Source organism: Pseudomonas sp. CFBP 5748, assembly GCF_053850495.1.
On record NZ_JBSPTN010000004.1, the window covers coordinates 305739 to 321246 of the forward strand.

Annotated in this window: 16 protein-coding genes; 9 read left to right on the forward strand and 7 right to left on the reverse strand. The window is 60.1% G+C overall.

The features are described from left to right. The first annotated feature begins 97 nt into the window (after positions 1 to 97). Together ACWNZ1_RS11450 and ACWNZ1_RS11455 are read left to right on the forward strand one after the other, a co-directional pair. Positions 98 to 4507 (forward strand): RHS repeat-associated core domain-containing protein, encoded by a 4410-nt coding sequence (locus tag ACWNZ1_RS11450; protein ID WP_265072505.1) that lies wholly within the window; start codon positions 98 to 100, stop codon positions 4505 to 4507. Further along, positions 4508 to 4978, forward strand: coding sequence for a hypothetical protein (locus ACWNZ1_RS11455; RefSeq protein WP_135847821.1), 471 nt, complete (start codon positions 4508 to 4510; stop codon positions 4976 to 4978). 448 nt (positions 4979 to 5426) lie between these two features. On the opposite strand, the gene ACWNZ1_RS11460 is transcribed toward ACWNZ1_RS11455, so the two are convergent. Then, on the reverse strand, positions 5427 to 6143 hold the full coding sequence (locus ACWNZ1_RS11460) for a class I SAM-dependent methyltransferase (protein ID WP_135847822.1): 717 nt from the start codon (positions 6141 to 6143) through the stop codon (positions 5427 to 5429). 647 nt (positions 6144 to 6790) lie between these two features. Here ACWNZ1_RS11460 and ACWNZ1_RS11465 point away from each other — a divergent pair. Further along, positions 6791 to 7147: a DUF6124 family protein gene (locus ACWNZ1_RS11465; RefSeq protein ID WP_456027636.1), complete on the forward strand. Its 357-nt coding sequence runs from the start codon at positions 6791 to 6793 to the stop codon at positions 7145 to 7147. Positions 7148 to 7222: 75 nt separating this feature from the next. Here the strand turns inward: ACWNZ1_RS11465 and trpA are convergent, their stop codons facing one another. Beyond that, on the reverse strand, positions 7223 to 8035 hold the full coding sequence (gene trpA / locus ACWNZ1_RS11470; RefSeq protein WP_135847824.1) for a tryptophan synthase subunit alpha: 813 nt from the start codon (positions 8033 to 8035) through the stop codon (positions 7223 to 7225). Beyond that, a complete protein-coding gene (gene trpB, locus ACWNZ1_RS11475; protein WP_135847825.1) occupies positions 8035 to 9267 on the reverse strand; it encodes a tryptophan synthase subunit beta in 1233 nt (410 codons plus the stop codon). Before trpB ends, trpA begins: the two co-directional genes overlap by 1 nt. Before the next feature lie 113 nt (positions 9268 to 9380). On the opposite strand from trpB, the gene ACWNZ1_RS11480 reads away from it, so the two are divergent. Continuing rightward, positions 9381 to 10274, forward strand: coding sequence for a LysR family transcriptional regulator (locus ACWNZ1_RS11480; protein WP_456027637.1), 894 nt, complete (start codon positions 9381 to 9383; stop codon positions 10272 to 10274). Here ACWNZ1_RS11480 and ACWNZ1_RS11485 read toward each other — a convergent pair. Beyond that, a complete protein-coding gene (locus ACWNZ1_RS11485; RefSeq protein ID WP_003196426.1) occupies positions 10271 to 10597 on the reverse strand; it encodes a DUF883 family protein in 327 nt (108 codons plus the stop codon). The genes ACWNZ1_RS11480 and ACWNZ1_RS11485 overlap by 4 nt on opposite strands. A 155-nt stretch (positions 10598 to 10752) precedes the next feature. Between ACWNZ1_RS11485 and ACWNZ1_RS11490 the strand changes: the two genes are divergently transcribed. After that, positions 10753 to 10968 (forward strand): dodecin, encoded by a 216-nt coding sequence (locus ACWNZ1_RS11490; RefSeq protein ID WP_003196424.1) that lies wholly within the window; start codon positions 10753 to 10755, stop codon positions 10966 to 10968. A gap of 115 nt (positions 10969 to 11083) precedes the next feature. Further along, a complete protein-coding gene (locus ACWNZ1_RS11495) occupies positions 11084 to 11308 on the forward strand; it encodes a DUF1161 domain-containing protein (RefSeq protein WP_135847827.1) in 225 nt (74 codons plus the stop codon). 53 nt (positions 11309 to 11361) lie between these two features. On the opposite strand, the gene ACWNZ1_RS11500 is transcribed toward ACWNZ1_RS11495, so the two are convergent. Continuing rightward, positions 11362 to 12363 (reverse strand): LLM class flavin-dependent oxidoreductase, encoded by a 1002-nt coding sequence (locus ACWNZ1_RS11500; RefSeq protein WP_135847828.1) that lies wholly within the window; start codon positions 12361 to 12363, stop codon positions 11362 to 11364. A gap of 236 nt (positions 12364 to 12599) precedes the next feature. On the opposite strand from ACWNZ1_RS11500, the gene ACWNZ1_RS11505 reads away from it, so the two are divergent. Together ACWNZ1_RS11505 and ACWNZ1_RS11510 are read left to right on the forward strand one after the other, a co-directional pair. Beyond that, a complete protein-coding gene (locus tag ACWNZ1_RS11505; RefSeq protein ID WP_135847829.1) occupies positions 12600 to 13031 on the forward strand; it encodes an OsmC family protein in 432 nt (143 codons plus the stop codon). Between the two features lie 128 nt (positions 13032 to 13159). After that, positions 13160 to 13393 (forward strand): DUF1161 domain-containing protein, encoded by a 234-nt coding sequence (locus tag ACWNZ1_RS11510; protein ID WP_135847830.1) that lies wholly within the window; start codon positions 13160 to 13162, stop codon positions 13391 to 13393. Positions 13394 to 13399: 6 nt separating this feature from the next. Here ACWNZ1_RS11510 and ACWNZ1_RS11515 read toward each other — a convergent pair whose 3' ends face one another. Together ACWNZ1_RS11515 and ACWNZ1_RS11520 are read right to left on the reverse strand one after the other, a co-directional pair. Continuing rightward, complete coding sequence (locus ACWNZ1_RS11515) at positions 13400 to 13825, reverse strand: PA0061/PA0062 family lipoprotein (RefSeq protein WP_256453944.1); 426 nt, start codon at positions 13823 to 13825, stop codon at positions 13400 to 13402. Between the two features lie 40 nt (positions 13826 to 13865). Then, entirely contained in the window at positions 13866 to 14279 is a 414-nt protein-coding gene (locus tag ACWNZ1_RS11520) for a PA0061/PA0062 family lipoprotein (protein WP_135847832.1), read from the reverse strand. A 59-nt stretch (positions 14280 to 14338) separates the two neighbouring features. Here ACWNZ1_RS11520 and ACWNZ1_RS11525 point away from each other — a divergent pair, with 59 nt between their 5' ends. Beyond that, complete coding sequence (locus tag ACWNZ1_RS11525; RefSeq protein ID WP_256453945.1) at positions 14339 to 15430, forward strand: aminopeptidase; 1092 nt, start codon at positions 14339 to 14341, stop codon at positions 15428 to 15430. Positions 15431 to 15508: the final 78 nt, after the last annotated feature.

The following is a 15508-nucleotide window of genomic DNA, read 5'->3' on the forward strand; positions in this document are numbered from 1 at the left end:
AGAATGGCGCTAATGAGCATGCCGTAACCAACAAGGACCTCGGTGCGAATGCAAGGTATCCCATCGCTTAAACGCTCCTCCAGCATGAGCCCCTGCCATGTCTGACGTGCTCTGGGCGGCCCGCCTCGGCGATGCACTGAACCACACCTCAATGATGGCCGACATCCTCGGCGGCGTCCTGGAGGTGGCAGCGAACATCGCGATCACCGCCCTGGCAACCGCTGCCGTGGTCGCGGCCACCGGCATCACCGTGGTCACCGGTGGCCTGGGTTGCTTCGTTCTCGGCCTGGTGGTCGGCACCATCGTCGGCCTGGCCATGAGCAAGACCGGGGCCGACAAAGGGCTGAGCAATATATGCGAGGGCATCGGCAACGCGCTCTTTCCGCCCACGGTGCAGGCGAACATTCTCACCGGTTCCACCAACACCCTCACCAACAACATCCCCGCAGCCCGCGCCGCCGGGGCGATTGAATCCCATGTTGCGCCAGCCGGCACCGAGCTTGAGGCCCCTGAGCCAGAAGCCGAGCCCAGCTACCTGGACATGGCCGGGAACTTCTTCTCGCAGATGTGGCGCCCCACCGTCGCCATGCCCGCGCCCGGCGCGGTGCCAAAGCCGGAAGACCTGGTCATCTGCACCAAGCACCCGCCCATGCCGCCGCAGTTCATGGCCGAAGGTTCGGACAAGGTCACCATCAACGGCCAACCCGCCGTGCGCAGCGGCGATCGCAGCACCTGCGATGCGACGGTGGTGTCGGCCGGTTTGATTTCCCCTGACGTGACCATTGGCGGCGGTTCGGTGGTGGTGCGCGAGATCCGCAGCGGCAAGACCCCGGGCGTCGGGTTGGCGGTCACGGCGCTGTTGATGCTCAAGGGCGGCAAGGGCAAATTCTTCAGCAAACTGCCGTGCATGCTGGTGGGCGGCGCGGTGTCCATGGCCGCCAGCAGCGCGGCGAACGCGGCCGCCAACGCCGCCATGGGCTCGTCGAACCCGGTGCATGCCGCCACCGGCGCCAAGGTGCTGGGCGGCGATGAAGAATTGGATTTCGTGTTGCCGGGCATCCTGCCGCTCGACTGGCAACGCGTGTACAACAGCCGCGACGAGCGCCGCGACAGCGTGTTCGGCGCCGGGTGGAGCGTGGCCTACGAGGTGCAAGTCGAAATCCACCCCCATCCGGACGGCGGCGAAACCCTGGTTTACACCGACGAGCAGGGCCGCCCTATCGACATGGGCTCCATCCCGTTGGGCGGTGCGGTGTTCAGTGCTGGCGAAGGCCTCGCCGTACGGCGCCACGTCAATGGGCAGTTGCTGATTGAAAGCGACGATGGCCTGTATCGCTTGTTCGAACCCGCCCCGGCCAACCCATCGCTATTGCGCTTGAACCAACTCGGCGACCGCAACGACAACCGCGTCTACCTCGACTACGACGACAACGGACGTCTGGTGCGACTGCGCGACACCTTCGATCTGGTGCAGGTCGAGCTGATCCGCGAACACGAACGTGTCACCCGGATAGAACGCCTCTACCCCGACCAATGCCGCGAGGTACTCGTCAGCTACGCCTACGATGCCGCGAACAACCTGAGCGAAGTGCGCGACGCCAGCGGCCAAGTGCAACGGCGCTTCAGCTACGACGCCGGGCGGCGAATGGTGGAGCACCAGTTGCCCAGCGGCCTGCGTTGTTTCTACGAATGGGCGTTGATCGAAGATCAGGAATGGCGCGTGGTCCGGCACTGGACCGACGAGGGCGATGCCTATCAGTTCGACTACGACCTCAAGACCGGCACCACCCGCATCAGCGACAGCTTGCAGCGCGTCAGCACCCGGCAGTGGAACAACCAGCACCAGATCACCCGGTTCACCGACAACCTCGGCCAGACCTGGCTGTTCGAGTGGAACGACGAGCGCCAGATGCTCAGCGCCACCGATCCACAAGGCGGCCAGTACCAATTCAGCTACGACGAAGCCGGCAACCTGATCAGCGAAACCGACCCGTTGGGCCGCAGCGAGTCCACCGTCTGGCTCGAACACTGGGCCCTGCCGCTGGTGGACATCGACGCCGCCGGCAACGGCTGGAAATACCGCTACGATCAACGCGGCAACTGCATCGCCGAAACCGATCCACTGGGCCACGTCACCCGCTACCGCTACGACGCCCACGGCCAGGTGGTGGAAATCATCGACGCCACCGGCAAGAGCAAAAAACTGCGCTGGAACCCGTTCGGGCAACTGGTGGAGCATGTGGATTGTTCGGGTTACCCGACGCGCTTCAGCTACGACCCGCGGGGCTACCTGCAAACCATCACCGACGCCCTCGGCGAGCGCACCCACTTCAGCTACGACGCCCAAGGGCGCCTGCTCAGCAGCCGGTTGCCGGATGGCCGCACCGAACAGTACCAGCGCGACATCGCCGGCCAGTTGACCGGCTACACCGACCCGGCCGGGCACACCACACACTACCAACACAACCGCCGCGGCCAGGTGCGCCAACGCACTGACGCCCAGGGCCGCCAAGTGCAATTTGCATACGACAGCTACGGGCGGCTGCAAGCGCTGGTCAATGAGAATGGCGAGAGTTATCGGTTTGCCTGGGATGCTGGGGATCGCTTGACCGAACAGCAAGACCTGGACGGCAGCGCCAAGCGCTACACCTACGACCGGCTCGACAATGTCACGGCGGTGACGGCGATGCCAGCGCCGCACGGTACAGGCCTGGCCGTCATCCCCGAAACGCCCCCAACGCCCATCGTCCACCGCCTGGAACGCGACGCCGTGGGCCGGCTGATCACCAAAACCACTGACGATGGTCGCACCGAATACACCTACGACCCGCTGGACCAGCTCACCGCCGTCACCTCCACCGACCTGCAGGGCAACGCGCAAACCCTGGGCTTCGCCTACGATGCCAGCGGCCAATTACTCGCCGAGCACAGCGCCACCGGCAGCCTGCAACACCACTATGACGAACTCGGCAACCGGATCCAGACCCAACTGCCCGATGGTCGCTGGGTCAATCGCCTGTACTACGGCAGCGGCCACCTGCACCAGATCAACCTCGACGGCCAGGTCATCAGCGACTTTGAACGCGACCGCCTGCACCGCGAAGTGCTGCGCACCCAAGGCCAGGTCAGCACCCGCAGCGAATACGACCGCAGCGGTCGCCTGCGCGCACGGCAACGCCGCCACAGCAGCCAACCTTCGTTGCTGCCGGCGGCGGTGCAAAAACACTTCGAGTACGACCCCGCCGATAACCTCATCGGCAAACTCGACCAGCAACCCGCCGCACAACACCGCCAGTTGCTGCACTACGACACCACCGGCCGCATCCTCGCCAGCCAGGACAGCCTGCACGGCCAACGCGAAACCTTCGCCTACGACGCCGCCGCCAACCTGCTGGACGGCCCACAACCCGGCGCCGGGCTGGTGCTGCACAACAAACTCCTGACCTACCAGGACAAGCGCTACCGCTACGACGCCTTTGGCCGGATGATCGAAAAACGCAGCACCGCTCGCGGCCTGCAACGCTTCGCCTACGACGCCGAAAGCCGCTTGATTGAAGTGCGCAATGACAACGGCAGCGTGGTCAAAATGGCCTACGACCCGCTGGGCCGGCGTATCGGAAAAACCGAACACGACAGCCACGGCTACCCGCTGGGCGAAACCCACTTCACCTGGGACGGCCTGCGCCTGTTGCAGGAACACCGTCACCAGCAAACCAGCCTGTACCTCTACGAAGACGACAGCTACGCCCCCCTGGCCCGCGTCGACGGCAGCGGCCCGCTGCAAAAAATCCGCTACTACCACAACGACCTCAACGGCCTGCCGGAACAACTCACCGAAGCCGACGGCCACAACGTTTGGCAAGCCACGTATCGGGTGTGGGGCAACACCCTGGAAGAGGTGCGCGAGCCGTATTACATCGAGGAACAGAACCTGCGGTTCCAGGGGCAGTACCTGGACCGGGAAACGGGGCTGCATTTCAATACATTCAGGTTTTATGACCCGGATGTGGGCCGGTTTACCACGCCGGATCCGATTGGGTTGGCGGGGGGAATTAATTTCTACGCTTATGCGCCGAACCCCGCAGGGTATGCCGACCCACTAGGACTAAGCTGTACCTCAGCCAAAGGCTTTGCCAGAAAAAATACGATAACCAAACGATGGACTGGAAAACTAACTGGGAAAAAACCTGCTGACGTCGATGGTTACCTGACATCGCGAGGATGGACCAAAACCTATCCACAAGCCGGAAGACCGGATGCGATTCAGCACGTCCAGTATGTGCGCAGTACAAAATCCGGAGCCACCTACAAGCTTGACTATCATCCAGGCGGCAGCCCTACCCAGCCCAACATCCATGGAAATGATTACTGGAAGGTTTATAAAGTCAATAAATCCGGTGAAGATGTTGTATTTGGCAGGATTGGACATGGTGACTTTAAAAACTATGACCTTATAAAAGACTCCCCGGTTTACGTAAACGGTACGTTAATGAATGGTGGAATTTAAATGATTGATTTTGCAGCCGACATAAAATCCAAACATTCAATTGCGAACATTTTATTGCACGACAACATCTCGACCTACATGAACGAACTCTATGAACATCATAAAGTCGAGATAAAAAACTACACGCTACCTGACGGTGAAACAAGAACAGCGTACATCATCGATAGTACGCTGACCCTCTCGACCCTACCTGACGGAACAATTTTCTCAATAGGTTGCAACGCGCGATATAAAGGGCTTTACCAAAACACACTTTCCGCAGGTATGCCTTTTGATCAGATAAAAAAGCTGACCGAACGCCAGCGCATATTTAATGGCGTCATAATCCTCAATGAAGATTTCGGCCTCTGCTATGTCCTGCCAGCACCTTATGACGAGATAGCTGACAGCCTCGAAAACATACCACCGACGCTAATACTGGATGAAATCTACGTTTCGGACTTTTCTTCCTGGCTTCATAAACCTCAATAACATAAACCATCAAACTATCCGTCTGAATGCCACCTAGAAAGAAGCACAACCTGTACACCACAACAAGCACAAGGCCAAATACAACAACGATTATCTACCCCGTAATGCGACCAAGTCTTGAGCATCGTGCCCGACTCCGGCCTGGAAGCACTGCACCCTCCGACAAGCGCCAGAACGGGGAAAAGAGAGATGAAAATCTTGAAATGCATACGCCTCCGTGGGACATGACGGGGGTTTTTGAACAAAAACGCAAATGGGCACATTGCACTCATGGCCCTGCCCCTTGACGTTTATGTATGTGATACCGCTGTTCTCCGGAATCACCTGTAAGAACTAACAGGTCCTGCACCCTGAAAAGACGAAAAAATGGTCCATGGCGCAAATCCCTTGTGGCGAGGCGACCAGAGCACGCCTTGCGTCGGGTTTGTCAGTGCATAGCGCTGCCACCTCAGCCCGTTTTACACGTCAACCAAGCACTCCAGAACAGGCTGCTGAAGAAGCGGGTGGCATCGCCGAACCCGGCCTCATGCAACAATTGTTGAACCGCCGCCTCGGAATGCGGAGGGTCAGCGCCTTGGAGAATTTTCCCCAGTTTGACCTTCACTTCATCCGGGCTTGCACCATGCTGCCGCCAACGTTGGCCCCAGGCCGCCAGCAACAACGGTTGGCTGGCGTAAGCGTATTGATTCCCCGCGACGATCAGCGGCGCGCCCGGTTTGAGATGAGCCCGAATGGCTTGAAAGATCTGCCGCTTGGCATCATCGCCATCGAGATGATGGAACACACCGATCAAGGTCGCGGCGTCGTATGACTCATCGGCTGCCAAATCCTCGACACGCCCAAGGTGCAGGCTGGTGCGTTCGAGTAAATGGTTCGCCTCCAGCTGCTGCTTCGCCGCCTCCAGCATCGGCTCGGAGGGATCAACAGCGGTGAAGCGCCAACCTGGCTCCAGCGACGCCATCGCAATAATCTCCTGCGCTGTACCACCGGCACCCACCACCAGTATTTTTGCCGAGCTTGCAGGGCCGAAGCTCGCCGCCAGCATGCACGCCGCCAAATCCTGACAGGCGTCATAGCCGGCCAGGGCGATACGACTCTGCCGTCCGTACTCATTGGCCCGTGATGTATCGAATTTTTCAGCTGAGGGGAGCGGGGATGATTTCAAGGCGGTTCTCCATGTCCTCAAATCAAGCTACGCCACACGTCGCGATAAGAAAAATTCATTAATTTTATGTGCTGCATTCCCACAAGGAATGCGGGACTAAAACTCAAACGTTGCTCACTATGCTTGGGCTGGTTATACGTCGATCTCGATAGCCGGCCTTCCCCTGTGGCGAGGGGATTTATCCCCGCTGGGCTGCGCAGCAGCCCCAATCATTCCTACAGAAAAAACCACATCAGCCGCTTACAACGCCGCCCCACCCAGCAAAAACAAACCCTCTAGCCCCGAATCCCAGGACAAAACAAAGCTCTGTTTATTCCCCCACCGCCACCCTTCCCCCAACCCACACATCCTTGCGCCGTTGCCTACAACTACGCCAGAATCCGCCCGCTTGTGCGCCTTGCCCATGGGTTCTATCGTCTTCCTGCCACTGCCCATCAGTGATCGGGTTTAGTAGCCCGGGGTTGTGTCAGTAGGATGCATGAGCTCTCCATCCAGGCAGGTTCTTACCTTGCCCTTGATGGTGGCTGTGCGCAGGGCGCTTCGGCGCGCCGGCAATGCTGATCTCCCCGGTCTACTAACCTGCGTACAGCCGCCACCCTTCTTTTAGTAGGGAAGAGGTTGCGGCTTAACCATGGAGTAATCAGCACATGTTCAAACCTACCCCGAATCCGCCAGAGGCGGACCAAGTTCCCCCGCGCACCAAATCCAAAACCCAAAAGCTCGACGAAGCCGCCAATCGCGCCCTGGATTTCTACCTGTCGCCAAAGACAAAGCCTGAAGACACGACCCAACCCGGCCAGATATTCACCGTCATAAAAGACATCGACAACGAAAGCCTCTTGGCCAACCTCACTGAAACCCTGGCTTCAGCCGATGCGATGGTCAACGACCTGGCCTTCGAGCTGGAAGGCTCACGACGTCACGTTGCCCTCGGCATTCAGCAGCTAATCGAACTGAGTTCGTTGCTGGCGAACCGCGCGCTGGATAACGTCGATCTGCGATAGCGGAGGAGTTGTACGCAGCCAAAAAAGGGGTTCAGAACCAAGTCCTGAACCCCTTTTGCGTAAGCCAAATTCAGATCAGCTGACACGTGCCTTGCGCACACCATCAGCCAGGGCGGCACACAAGCTCAACACCCCATCAATCGCTTGCTCCGACGTCTGCGCGTTGGCGATATGGTCGATCAGCGCCGAGCCGACCACCACCCCGTCGGCCAACCGTGCAATGGCGGCGGCCTGCTCTGGCGTACGGATGCCGAAGCCGATGCTGATCGGCAAATCGGTGTGGCGACGCAGACGCGCCACGGCTTCTTCCACATGCTCCAGCGTCGCGGCGCCAGCGCCGGTCACACCCGCTACCGAGACGTAGTACACGAAACCGGAACTGCCGTTGAGCACGGTCGGCAAACGCACGTCATCGGTGGTTGGCGTAGTCAGGCGGATGAAGTCCAGGCCAGCAGCCTGGGCCGGTTCGCACAGTTCGCTGTTGTGCTCAGGCGGCATGTCCACGACGATCAGGCCATCCACGCCAGAGTCCAGGGCCTCGCCAATGAAACGCTGCACGCCGTAGCGATGGATCGGGTTGAAGTACCCCATCAGCACCAGCGGCGTCTCGGTATTGCCCTCACGGAACTCACGCACCATCTTCAGGGTTTTCGCCAGGTTCTGCTGGGCGCCCAAGGCGCGGATGTTTGCCAGCTGGATCGCTGGGCCATCGGCCATCGGATCGGTGAACGGCATGCCCAATTCGATCACGTCGGCACCGGCCGCCGGCAGGCCCTTGAGAATCGCCAGCGAGGTGTCGTAGTCCGGGTCGCCGGCCGTGACGAAAGTCACCAGGGCGGCGCGGTTCTGTTCCTTGAGTTCGGCAAAACGGGTTTGCAGGCGGCTCATCAGTGTTTCTCCTGCTGGGACTGTTCCATATGGTGCATCACGGTTTGCATGTCTTTGTCGCCACGGCCGGACAGGTTGACCACCATCAAGTGATCTTTGGGCAGGTTCGGCGCGCGTTTGAACACTTCAGCCAAGGCATGGGCGCTTTCCAGGGCGGGAATGATCCCTTCCAGGCGGCAGCATTTGTGAAAGGCTTCCAGGGCTTCGGCGTCGGTGACCGAGGTGTATTGGACGCGGCCAATGTCGTGCAACCAGGCGTGTTCCGGGCCGATACCCGGGTAGTCGAGGCCGGCGGAAATCGAATGGGCGTCGATGATCTGGCCGTCCTCGTCCTGCAACAGGAAGGTGCGGTTGCCGTGCAATACCCCCGGCACGCCGCCGTTCAGGCTCGCCGCATGCTTGCCGGTCTCGATGCCATAACCTGCGGCTTCGACACCGATGATTTCGACGCTCTTGTCGTCCAGGAACGGATGGAACAGGCCCATGGCGTTGGAGCCACCGCCGATGCAGGCCACCAGGCTATCCGGCAGGCGACCTTCCTGGGCTTGCAATTGCTCGCGGGTTTCCTTGCCGATCACCGCCTGGAAGTCGCGAACCATGGCCGGGTAAGGGTGCGGCCCCGCCACGGTGCCGATCAGGTAGAACGTGCTGTCGACGTTGGTGACCCAGTCACGCAGGGCCTCGTTCATCGCATCCTTCAGGGTGCCGGTGCCGGCGACCACCGGGATCACTTCGGCGCCCAGCAGCTTCATGCGGAACACGTTGGCCTGCTGGCGCTCAATGTCGGTGGTGCCCATGTAGATCACGCAATCCAGACCGAAACGTGCAGCGACGGTGGCGGTGGCCACACCGTGCATGCCGGCGCCGGTCTCGGCGATGATGCGTTTTTTACCCATGCGCCGCGCCAGCAGGATCTGGCCGATGCAGTTGTTGATCTTGTGCGCGCCGGTGTGGTTCAGCTCTTCGCGCTTGAGATAGATCTTGGCGCCGCCGCAGTATTCAGTGAGGCGCTCGGCGAAGTAGAGCGGGCTCGGACGTCCGACGTAGTCGCGCTGGAAGTAGGCCAATTCCTCGAGGAACGCCGGATCTTCCTTCGCAACTTCGTATTCGCGGGCCAGATCGAGGATCAGCGGCATGAGGGTTTCGGCCACATAGCGGCCACCGAACGCGCCGAACAGGCCGTTGGCGTCAGGACCACTGCGCAGATTGAAAGGGGTCGTAGGCTGGGTCATCGGGGCGCTCCAGGCAAATGCATAGAAAGACAATGAGGGTCACTCTACCCCTCACATCCCGCGCTGAAAACCGATAAGATCGCCACAACCCGTCAGGAAAACTCACAGATCTCATGAGCCACGACCTTCCCCCGCTCAACGCCCTGCGCGCTTTCGAGGCCACCGCCCGCCTGAACAGCGTAAGCCAGGCGGCCGAACAGCTGCACGTCACCCACGGCGCCGTCAGTCGACAACTCAAGGTGCTGGAAGAGCACTTGGGTGTCAGCCTGTTCATCAAGGATGGACGCGGCCTTAAACTCACAGATGCGGGCTTGCGCCTGCGCGATGCCAGCGCTGACGCGTTCGAACGCCTACGCAGTGTTTGCGCGGAACTGACCCGAAGCACAGCGGATGCCCCGTTCGTACTCGGTTGTTCGGGAAGCCTGCTGGCGCGCTGGTTTATACCCCGCCTGGGGAGGCTCAATGCCGACTTGCCAGACTTGCGCTTGCACCTGTCCGCCGGCGAAGGCGACCTGGACCCCAGGCGGCCAGGGCTGGACGCCCTGCTGGTGTTCGCCGAACCGCCCTGGCCCGCCGACATGCAAGTGTATGAACTGGTCAGCGAGCGGATCGGCCCGGTGATGAGCCCGCGTTACGCCGGTTTCGCCCGCCTGCAAGCCGCACCGGTCAGTGCGCTGCTGGGCGAGCCGTTGTTGCATACCACGTCTCGCCCCCAAGCCTGGCCAACCTGGGCACGACAAAACGCCCTTGACCCCCAGGCATTGAAGTTCGGGCAAGGTTTCGAGCATTTGTATTATTTGCTGGAGGCTGCTGTTGCCGGGCTGGGCGTGGCCATCGCCCCCGAGCCGCTGGTGGCCGAGGACCTGCGCGCCGGTCGCCTGGTCGCGCCGTGGGGTTTCGACGAAACCCCGGCGCGACTGGCGTTGTGGCTACCCAAGCGCGCTGCGGACGGTCGCGCCCGGCAATTGGCGCAATGGCTCAGGCATGAGCTGAGCCAACCGGCCTAGTCGCCGCGTTTGCACAACAAATAAGCGGCCAACAAACCCAGCGCCCCGACCGCGACACCGGCCGTGGTCCATGGGTGTTCCTGAGCGTAGTCACGAGTGGCGATCCCGGTTTCACGGGTTTTCACCTTGACCTCTTCATACGCATCGCTGAGCAGATGGCGAGAATGTTTCAGCGCGTTTTCAGCGTTTGCCTTGAGCGACTTGAGGGTCTTGCGCGACTCGTCCGAAGCGTCGTCCTTCAGGCTCTCCAACGACTTGAGCAGACTCTCGATCTCCGCTTCCATGCTTTGCAACGAGGCTTTACGTAACGAATTGCTGGCCATGGTGGCTCTCTCCTGCAGTGGTTGAGTGGCGTGTGTGAATTGGGACTGCGGTCGTTTCTGAAAGTGCAGTAAATCTGAACTTCAAAGCGCAAACGGCGCCACACGTAAGGCGAAAAATCGCTGCTAGGCTGTTTAAGACAACCAAGGAGAACGTCATGAGTGACCATCACACGTACAAAAAAGTCGAGCTGGTCGGCTCGTCGCCCACCAGTATTGAAGACGCCATCAACAATGCCCTGGCCGAGGCCAGCAAAAGCCTCAAGCACCTGGAATGGTTCGAAGTCACGGAAACCCGCGGGCACATCGAAAACGGTCGGGCCGCGCACTTCCAGGTGACCCTCAAAGTCGGGTTCCGGATTGTTAATAGCTGAGGAGCAGTGAACTTGCACGCTGGCGGAGTGCCATAGGGAATGGCGATGCGCTATCCGGCAAGCGCATCAGCCTGTCCGATACCTGCCCTATTGATCCGACCAAGGAGTGCGAGCGATGAACAAGTTGATGGTGGCCCTGGGTTTGCTGAGCCTTGCGGGTGGTGCATTTGCGGCCGGCAAGCCCTGCGAGGAGCTGAAAAGCGAAATCGCCGCAAAGCTCGATGCCAAGGGCGTGTCAGGTTACTCGCTGGAAATCGTCGATAAAGGCGCAGCAACTGACGGAAAAGTCGTCGGCAGCTGTGAGGGCGGCGCGAAAGAGATCGTCTACAAACGCGGCTGATCCTGTGCGTACGTCAAAGCCGACGCAATGCGTCGGCTTTTTTATGCGCGGGATCAGCCTTTCATGACCTGCGCCAGCAACTCATACGAGCGCAAGCGATCAGCGTGCTCATACAGATCGCTGGTGAAGATCAATTCATCGGCTTGGGTTTGCTCGATCAGCACTTCGAGCTTGGCCCTGATTTTCTGCGGCCCACCGACCATGGCCAGGCCAAGGAAATCGCCAACCGCTTCTTTCTCATGGGGCAACCAGAGTCCATTCATGGTCTCCACCGGCGGGCGCTGCACCAGGCTCTGGCCGCGCATCAGTGCCAGGATCCGCTGATACACCGAGGTCGCCAGGTAATCGGCCTGTTCGTCCGTGTCCGCCGCGACCAAAGGTACACCGAGCATCACGTAAGGCTTGTCGAGCACCGCCGACGGCTTGAAGTGGTTGCGGTAGATGCGGATCGCCTCGTGCATATAGCGCGGGGCGAAATGCGAGGCGAAGGCGTAGGGCAAACCGCGCTCGCCGGCCAGTTGCGCGCTGAACAGGCTCGAACCCAGCAGCCATACCGGCACATTGGTCCCCGTGCCGGGCATGGCGATGATGCGTTGGTCCGGGGTACGCGGGCCGAGATAACGCATCAGCTCAGCCACGTCTTCGGGGAAGTCGTCCGCACTGCCAGAGCGCTCGCGACGCAGCGCCCGGGCGGTCATCTGGTCGGAGCCAGGCGCGCGCCCAAGGCCCAGATCGATTCGCCCCGGGTAAAGGCTTTCCAGCGTGCCGAACTGTTCAGCGATGATCAACGGTGCATGGTTGGGCAGCATCACGCCGCCGGAGCCAACGCGAATCGTCGAAGTGCCCCCCGCCAGATAGCCCAGCAGCACCGCGGTGGCGGAGCTGGCGATGCCATCCATGTTGTGGTGCTCGGCCACCCAGAAGCGGGTGTAGCCGAATTTTTCCACGTGCTGCGCCAGGTCCAGCGAGTTGCGCAAGGATTGGGCGGCATTGCCGTCGGCGCGAACAGGCACAAGGTCGAGGGTTGAGAACTTCACTTCGGACAGCTGTTTCATGGGCCGGGATCTCCAACGGCGTTCCGGGCTTTTCCTTGGGGCAAAAGCCTGCCGTTTCTATAGGTGTGTTCCATGCAATGTGGGCATATACCCGAGTTTCAATAGCAGCAGCGAAATTTCCTACTAAATCGGTCGGCTAATCGACAGGATGAACTTTATCGGGCGGTCTATCCTCACAACCCTGACAACGAAAAACACCAGGCGCGAACCCCGCGCCGGATATTGAGGAGGCAGACATGGCTATCATCAAGAAAGCATCGGCTCATTGGGAAGGTGACCTGAAAACCGGCATCGGCTCCATCTCCACGGAAACCGGCGTGTTGCGCGAAGCCCCCTATGGCTTCAAGGCGCGCTTCGAAGGCGGCAAGGGCACCAACCCTGAAGAACTGATCGGCGCGGCCCATGCGGGCTGCTTCTCCATGGCATTTTCGATGATCCTCGGCGATGCCGGGCTCAAGGCTGACAGTATCGACACCAACGCCGAAGTCACCCTGGACCAGGTCGACGGCGGCTTTGCGATTACCGCCGTAAAACTGATTCTCAAGGCCAAGATCCCCGGTGCCAGCCAAGCGCAATTCGAAGAACTGAGCACCAAGGCCAAGGAAGGTTGCCCGGTTTCCAAGGTGCTGAACGCGAAGATCACCCTGGATGCCACGCTGGTGAGCTGATGCGACAACGATCACAGCCTCAGCTTCGGCTGAAGGTTGTGATCTGTTTACCCACAGACAATTGTGGTCGAATGCAGCCCTGCAGTTTCAGCGTACAGGCAGTACGCGCTGTAATGAGGAATTCGAGCATGAAACGATTTGCCCTGGCGATCATCGGGTACGCAGTAGCCACATCAGCTCTCGCGGCCCCCAAACCCTGCGACGAACTCAAGGCTGAGATCGAAGCCAAGATCCAGGCCCAAGGCGTGACATCCTACACGCTGGAAATTGTCACTAACGACGAAGTGCACGACGAGAATATGGTCGTGGGCAGTTGCGAAAACGGCACGAAAAAAATCATCTATCAAAAGAACGACCGCTGAAAGGCGCTACGGAATGCAGTTGATTTGCCGTTCTTCAGCAACAATTTCCCGCTTGGCGTTATAGAGCCGTGCGCTCGGGGTGAACGCCAGGTTGCGACCCTCCAGGCGATAACGCTGGCCGGCTTCGAAATGATCGTAACGCACGATCATGTAGCACAGCCGCTCTTGCGGCTCGGCTTGCATGCCCAGCCCACCACCGCCAAGGACTTCAAAGTCGAAGCGCACCCTCAGCTCATGACTGCCCGGCGAAACCTGAAAAAACCGTCCGTCCCGCAGTCGCTGGCCATCGAGGCTTTCAGCCATCAGCATCTTGCCCCCTGGCATGGGCGTCGCGAAATCGACCCAGGCCATGTTCGGATCAACCTGGGGCGGCGAGCTGGTTGCACACCCGCTCATGGAGACGAAAACCAGCAATAGCATGTAGAGGCGCATGATGAATTTCCTTACGTCAGGTGCTTGAGCATAGCGCCGATCAGCTTTGCTGGCAGCCGGCCGGCGTCCCTTGACCTACCACTTTGCGCTGTTGGTCATAAAGCTTGGCCCACGGCCGGAAACCAATGTTGCCGGCCTGCAACTGGTACCGCTGGCCAGCGTTGAAATCCTTGAATTTCACGTTCAACCGGCAATCACGCCACAGCGGCTCGGCATCGGGGCCGATGTTGCCGGGCTCGACGGCAAATTGATAGCGCACCGTCAGCTCATGACTGCCGGGCTGCACTTCGAAATAACGTCGGTCGATGGACGTCTTGTCGTCGACTTCCAGCGCCTGCAGCGCGGTGTCCTGATGACTTCCCAGGTCGATCCACGCTTGGGATGGATCAGGGTCAGGCAAACCGGCACAACCGGTCAGCAGCAACAAGCCACTCGTCAGCATCAACACGCGCATAGCGAAGCTCCAGGCAGGCGAGATAGTCTTGTGGGCAGACTTTCCCAGGGTGATTCCAATTGATCAGGCCGCATTCAAGCCATCGGTTACTCGACCGTGTTTTCCGGATTTTGTTTCCAGGCCTCCTGCTTTTGTTACTCAACGGTTGTGCAAGCGTCGGTTACTACAGCCAGCTCGCCAGCGGGCAACTGCGACTGTTGCAGGCCCGCGAGCCAATCGACCAAGTGATTGCCGACCCCGCCCGCGATCCAAAATTGCGCGCTCATCTGGCCCAGGCCCGCGAAGCCCGAACATTCGCCAGTGCGCACCTGCACCTGCCGGACAACAAAAGCTACCGCCTGTATGCGGACATTGGCCGCCCGTTCGTAGTCTGGAATGTCTTCGCCACGCCAGAATTTTCCCTGGCCCCGCAAAATCACTGCTTCCCCATCGCCGGTTGCGTGGCCTATCGCGGCTACTACACCCAGGGTGCCGCCCGTGGCGAGGCTGCCTTGCAGCGCTTGCGTGGCATGGATGTGGCGATTGGCGGCGTAGAGGCTTACTCAACGCTGGGCTGGTTCAACGACCCGATCCTGAGCTCGATGATGCACTGGGGCGACGAACGCCTGGCGACACTGATCTTTCACGAACTGGCGCACCAGCGCTTCTATGTAAAGGACGACACCGAATTCAACGAATCCTTCGCCACCTTCGTCGAACAGGAAGGCACCCGCCAGTGGCGCGCCAGTCGCGGCTTAGCCCCGGATACCGGTAACCAGATGCGCCAGCGCGACCAGTTCATCCAACTGGTCCTCGACACTCGCCAGCGCCTGGAAAAGCTCTACACCCAAGCCCTGCCGGCCGAACAAATGCGCCAGCGCAAGGCCCAAGAATTCCAGCGCCTGCGCACCGACTACCAGCAACTGCGCGACACCCAGTGGGCAGGCAACAAGCGCTACGACGCCTGGGTCTACGCGCCGCTGAACAATGCGCGGTTATTGCCGTTTGGGTTGTATGACCAATGGGTGCCGGCGTTTGCGGCGCTGTTCCAGCAAGAGCGCAGGGACTGGACTGCGTTTTATGCCGCTGTGGAAAAGCTCGGCAAGTTGCCTGCTGATGAACGCAAAGCGGCATTGAAGGCGCTGGCAGGATCGAAGACGTCTGTTGACTGAACCGGCCTCATCGCGAGCAAGCTCGCTCCCACAATAGACCTCAGTGACATACCCCCTTGTGGGAGCAAGGCTTGCCCG

Excerpts from the sequence above, each read along its gene's own strand:
- ACWNZ1_RS11510 (WP_135847830.1), top strand. The coding sequence starts at position 13,160 with ATGAAACGATTTGCCCTGGCGATCATCGGGTACGCAGTAGCCACATCA.
- ACWNZ1_RS11465 (WP_456027636.1), top strand. The coding sequence starts at position 6,791 with ATGTTCAAACCTACCCCGAATCCGCCAGAGGCGGACCAAGTTCCCCCG.
- ACWNZ1_RS11520 (WP_135847832.1), bottom strand. The coding sequence starts at position 14,279 with ATGCGCGTGTTGATGCTGACGAGTGGCTTGTTGCTGCTGACCGGTTGT.
- ACWNZ1_RS11455 (WP_135847821.1), top strand. The coding sequence starts at position 4,508 with ATGATTGATTTTGCAGCCGACATAAAATCCAAACATTCAATTGCGAAC.
- ACWNZ1_RS11515 (WP_256453944.1), bottom strand. The coding sequence starts at position 13,825 with ATGCGCCTCTACATGCTATTGCTGGTTTTCGTCTCCATGAGCGGGTGT.
- ACWNZ1_RS11495 (WP_135847827.1), top strand. The coding sequence starts at position 11,084 with ATGAACAAGTTGATGGTGGCCCTGGGTTTGCTGAGCCTTGCGGGTGGT.
- ACWNZ1_RS11490 (WP_003196424.1), top strand. The coding sequence starts at position 10,753 with ATGAGTGACCATCACACGTACAAAAAAGTCGAGCTGGTCGGCTCGTCG.
- ACWNZ1_RS11505 (WP_135847829.1), top strand. The coding sequence starts at position 12,600 with ATGGCTATCATCAAGAAAGCATCGGCTCATTGGGAAGGTGACCTGAAA.
- ACWNZ1_RS11500 (WP_135847828.1), bottom strand. The coding sequence starts at position 12,363 with ATGAAACAGCTGTCCGAAGTGAAGTTCTCAACCCTCGACCTTGTGCCT.
- trpA (WP_135847824.1), bottom strand. The coding sequence starts at position 8,035 with ATGAGCCGCCTGCAAACCCGTTTTGCCGAACTCAAGGAACAGAACCGC.
- ACWNZ1_RS11450 (WP_265072505.1), top strand. The coding sequence starts at position 98 with ATGTCTGACGTGCTCTGGGCGGCCCGCCTCGGCGATGCACTGAACCAC.
- ACWNZ1_RS11480 (WP_456027637.1), top strand. The coding sequence starts at position 9,381 with ATGAGCCACGACCTTCCCCCGCTCAACGCCCTGCGCGCTTTCGAGGCC.
- trpB (WP_135847825.1), bottom strand. The coding sequence starts at position 9,267 with ATGACCCAGCCTACGACCCCTTTCAATCTGCGCAGTGGTCCTGACGCC.
- ACWNZ1_RS11485 (WP_003196426.1), bottom strand. The coding sequence starts at position 10,597 with ATGGCCAGCAATTCGTTACGTAAAGCCTCGTTGCAAAGCATGGAAGCG.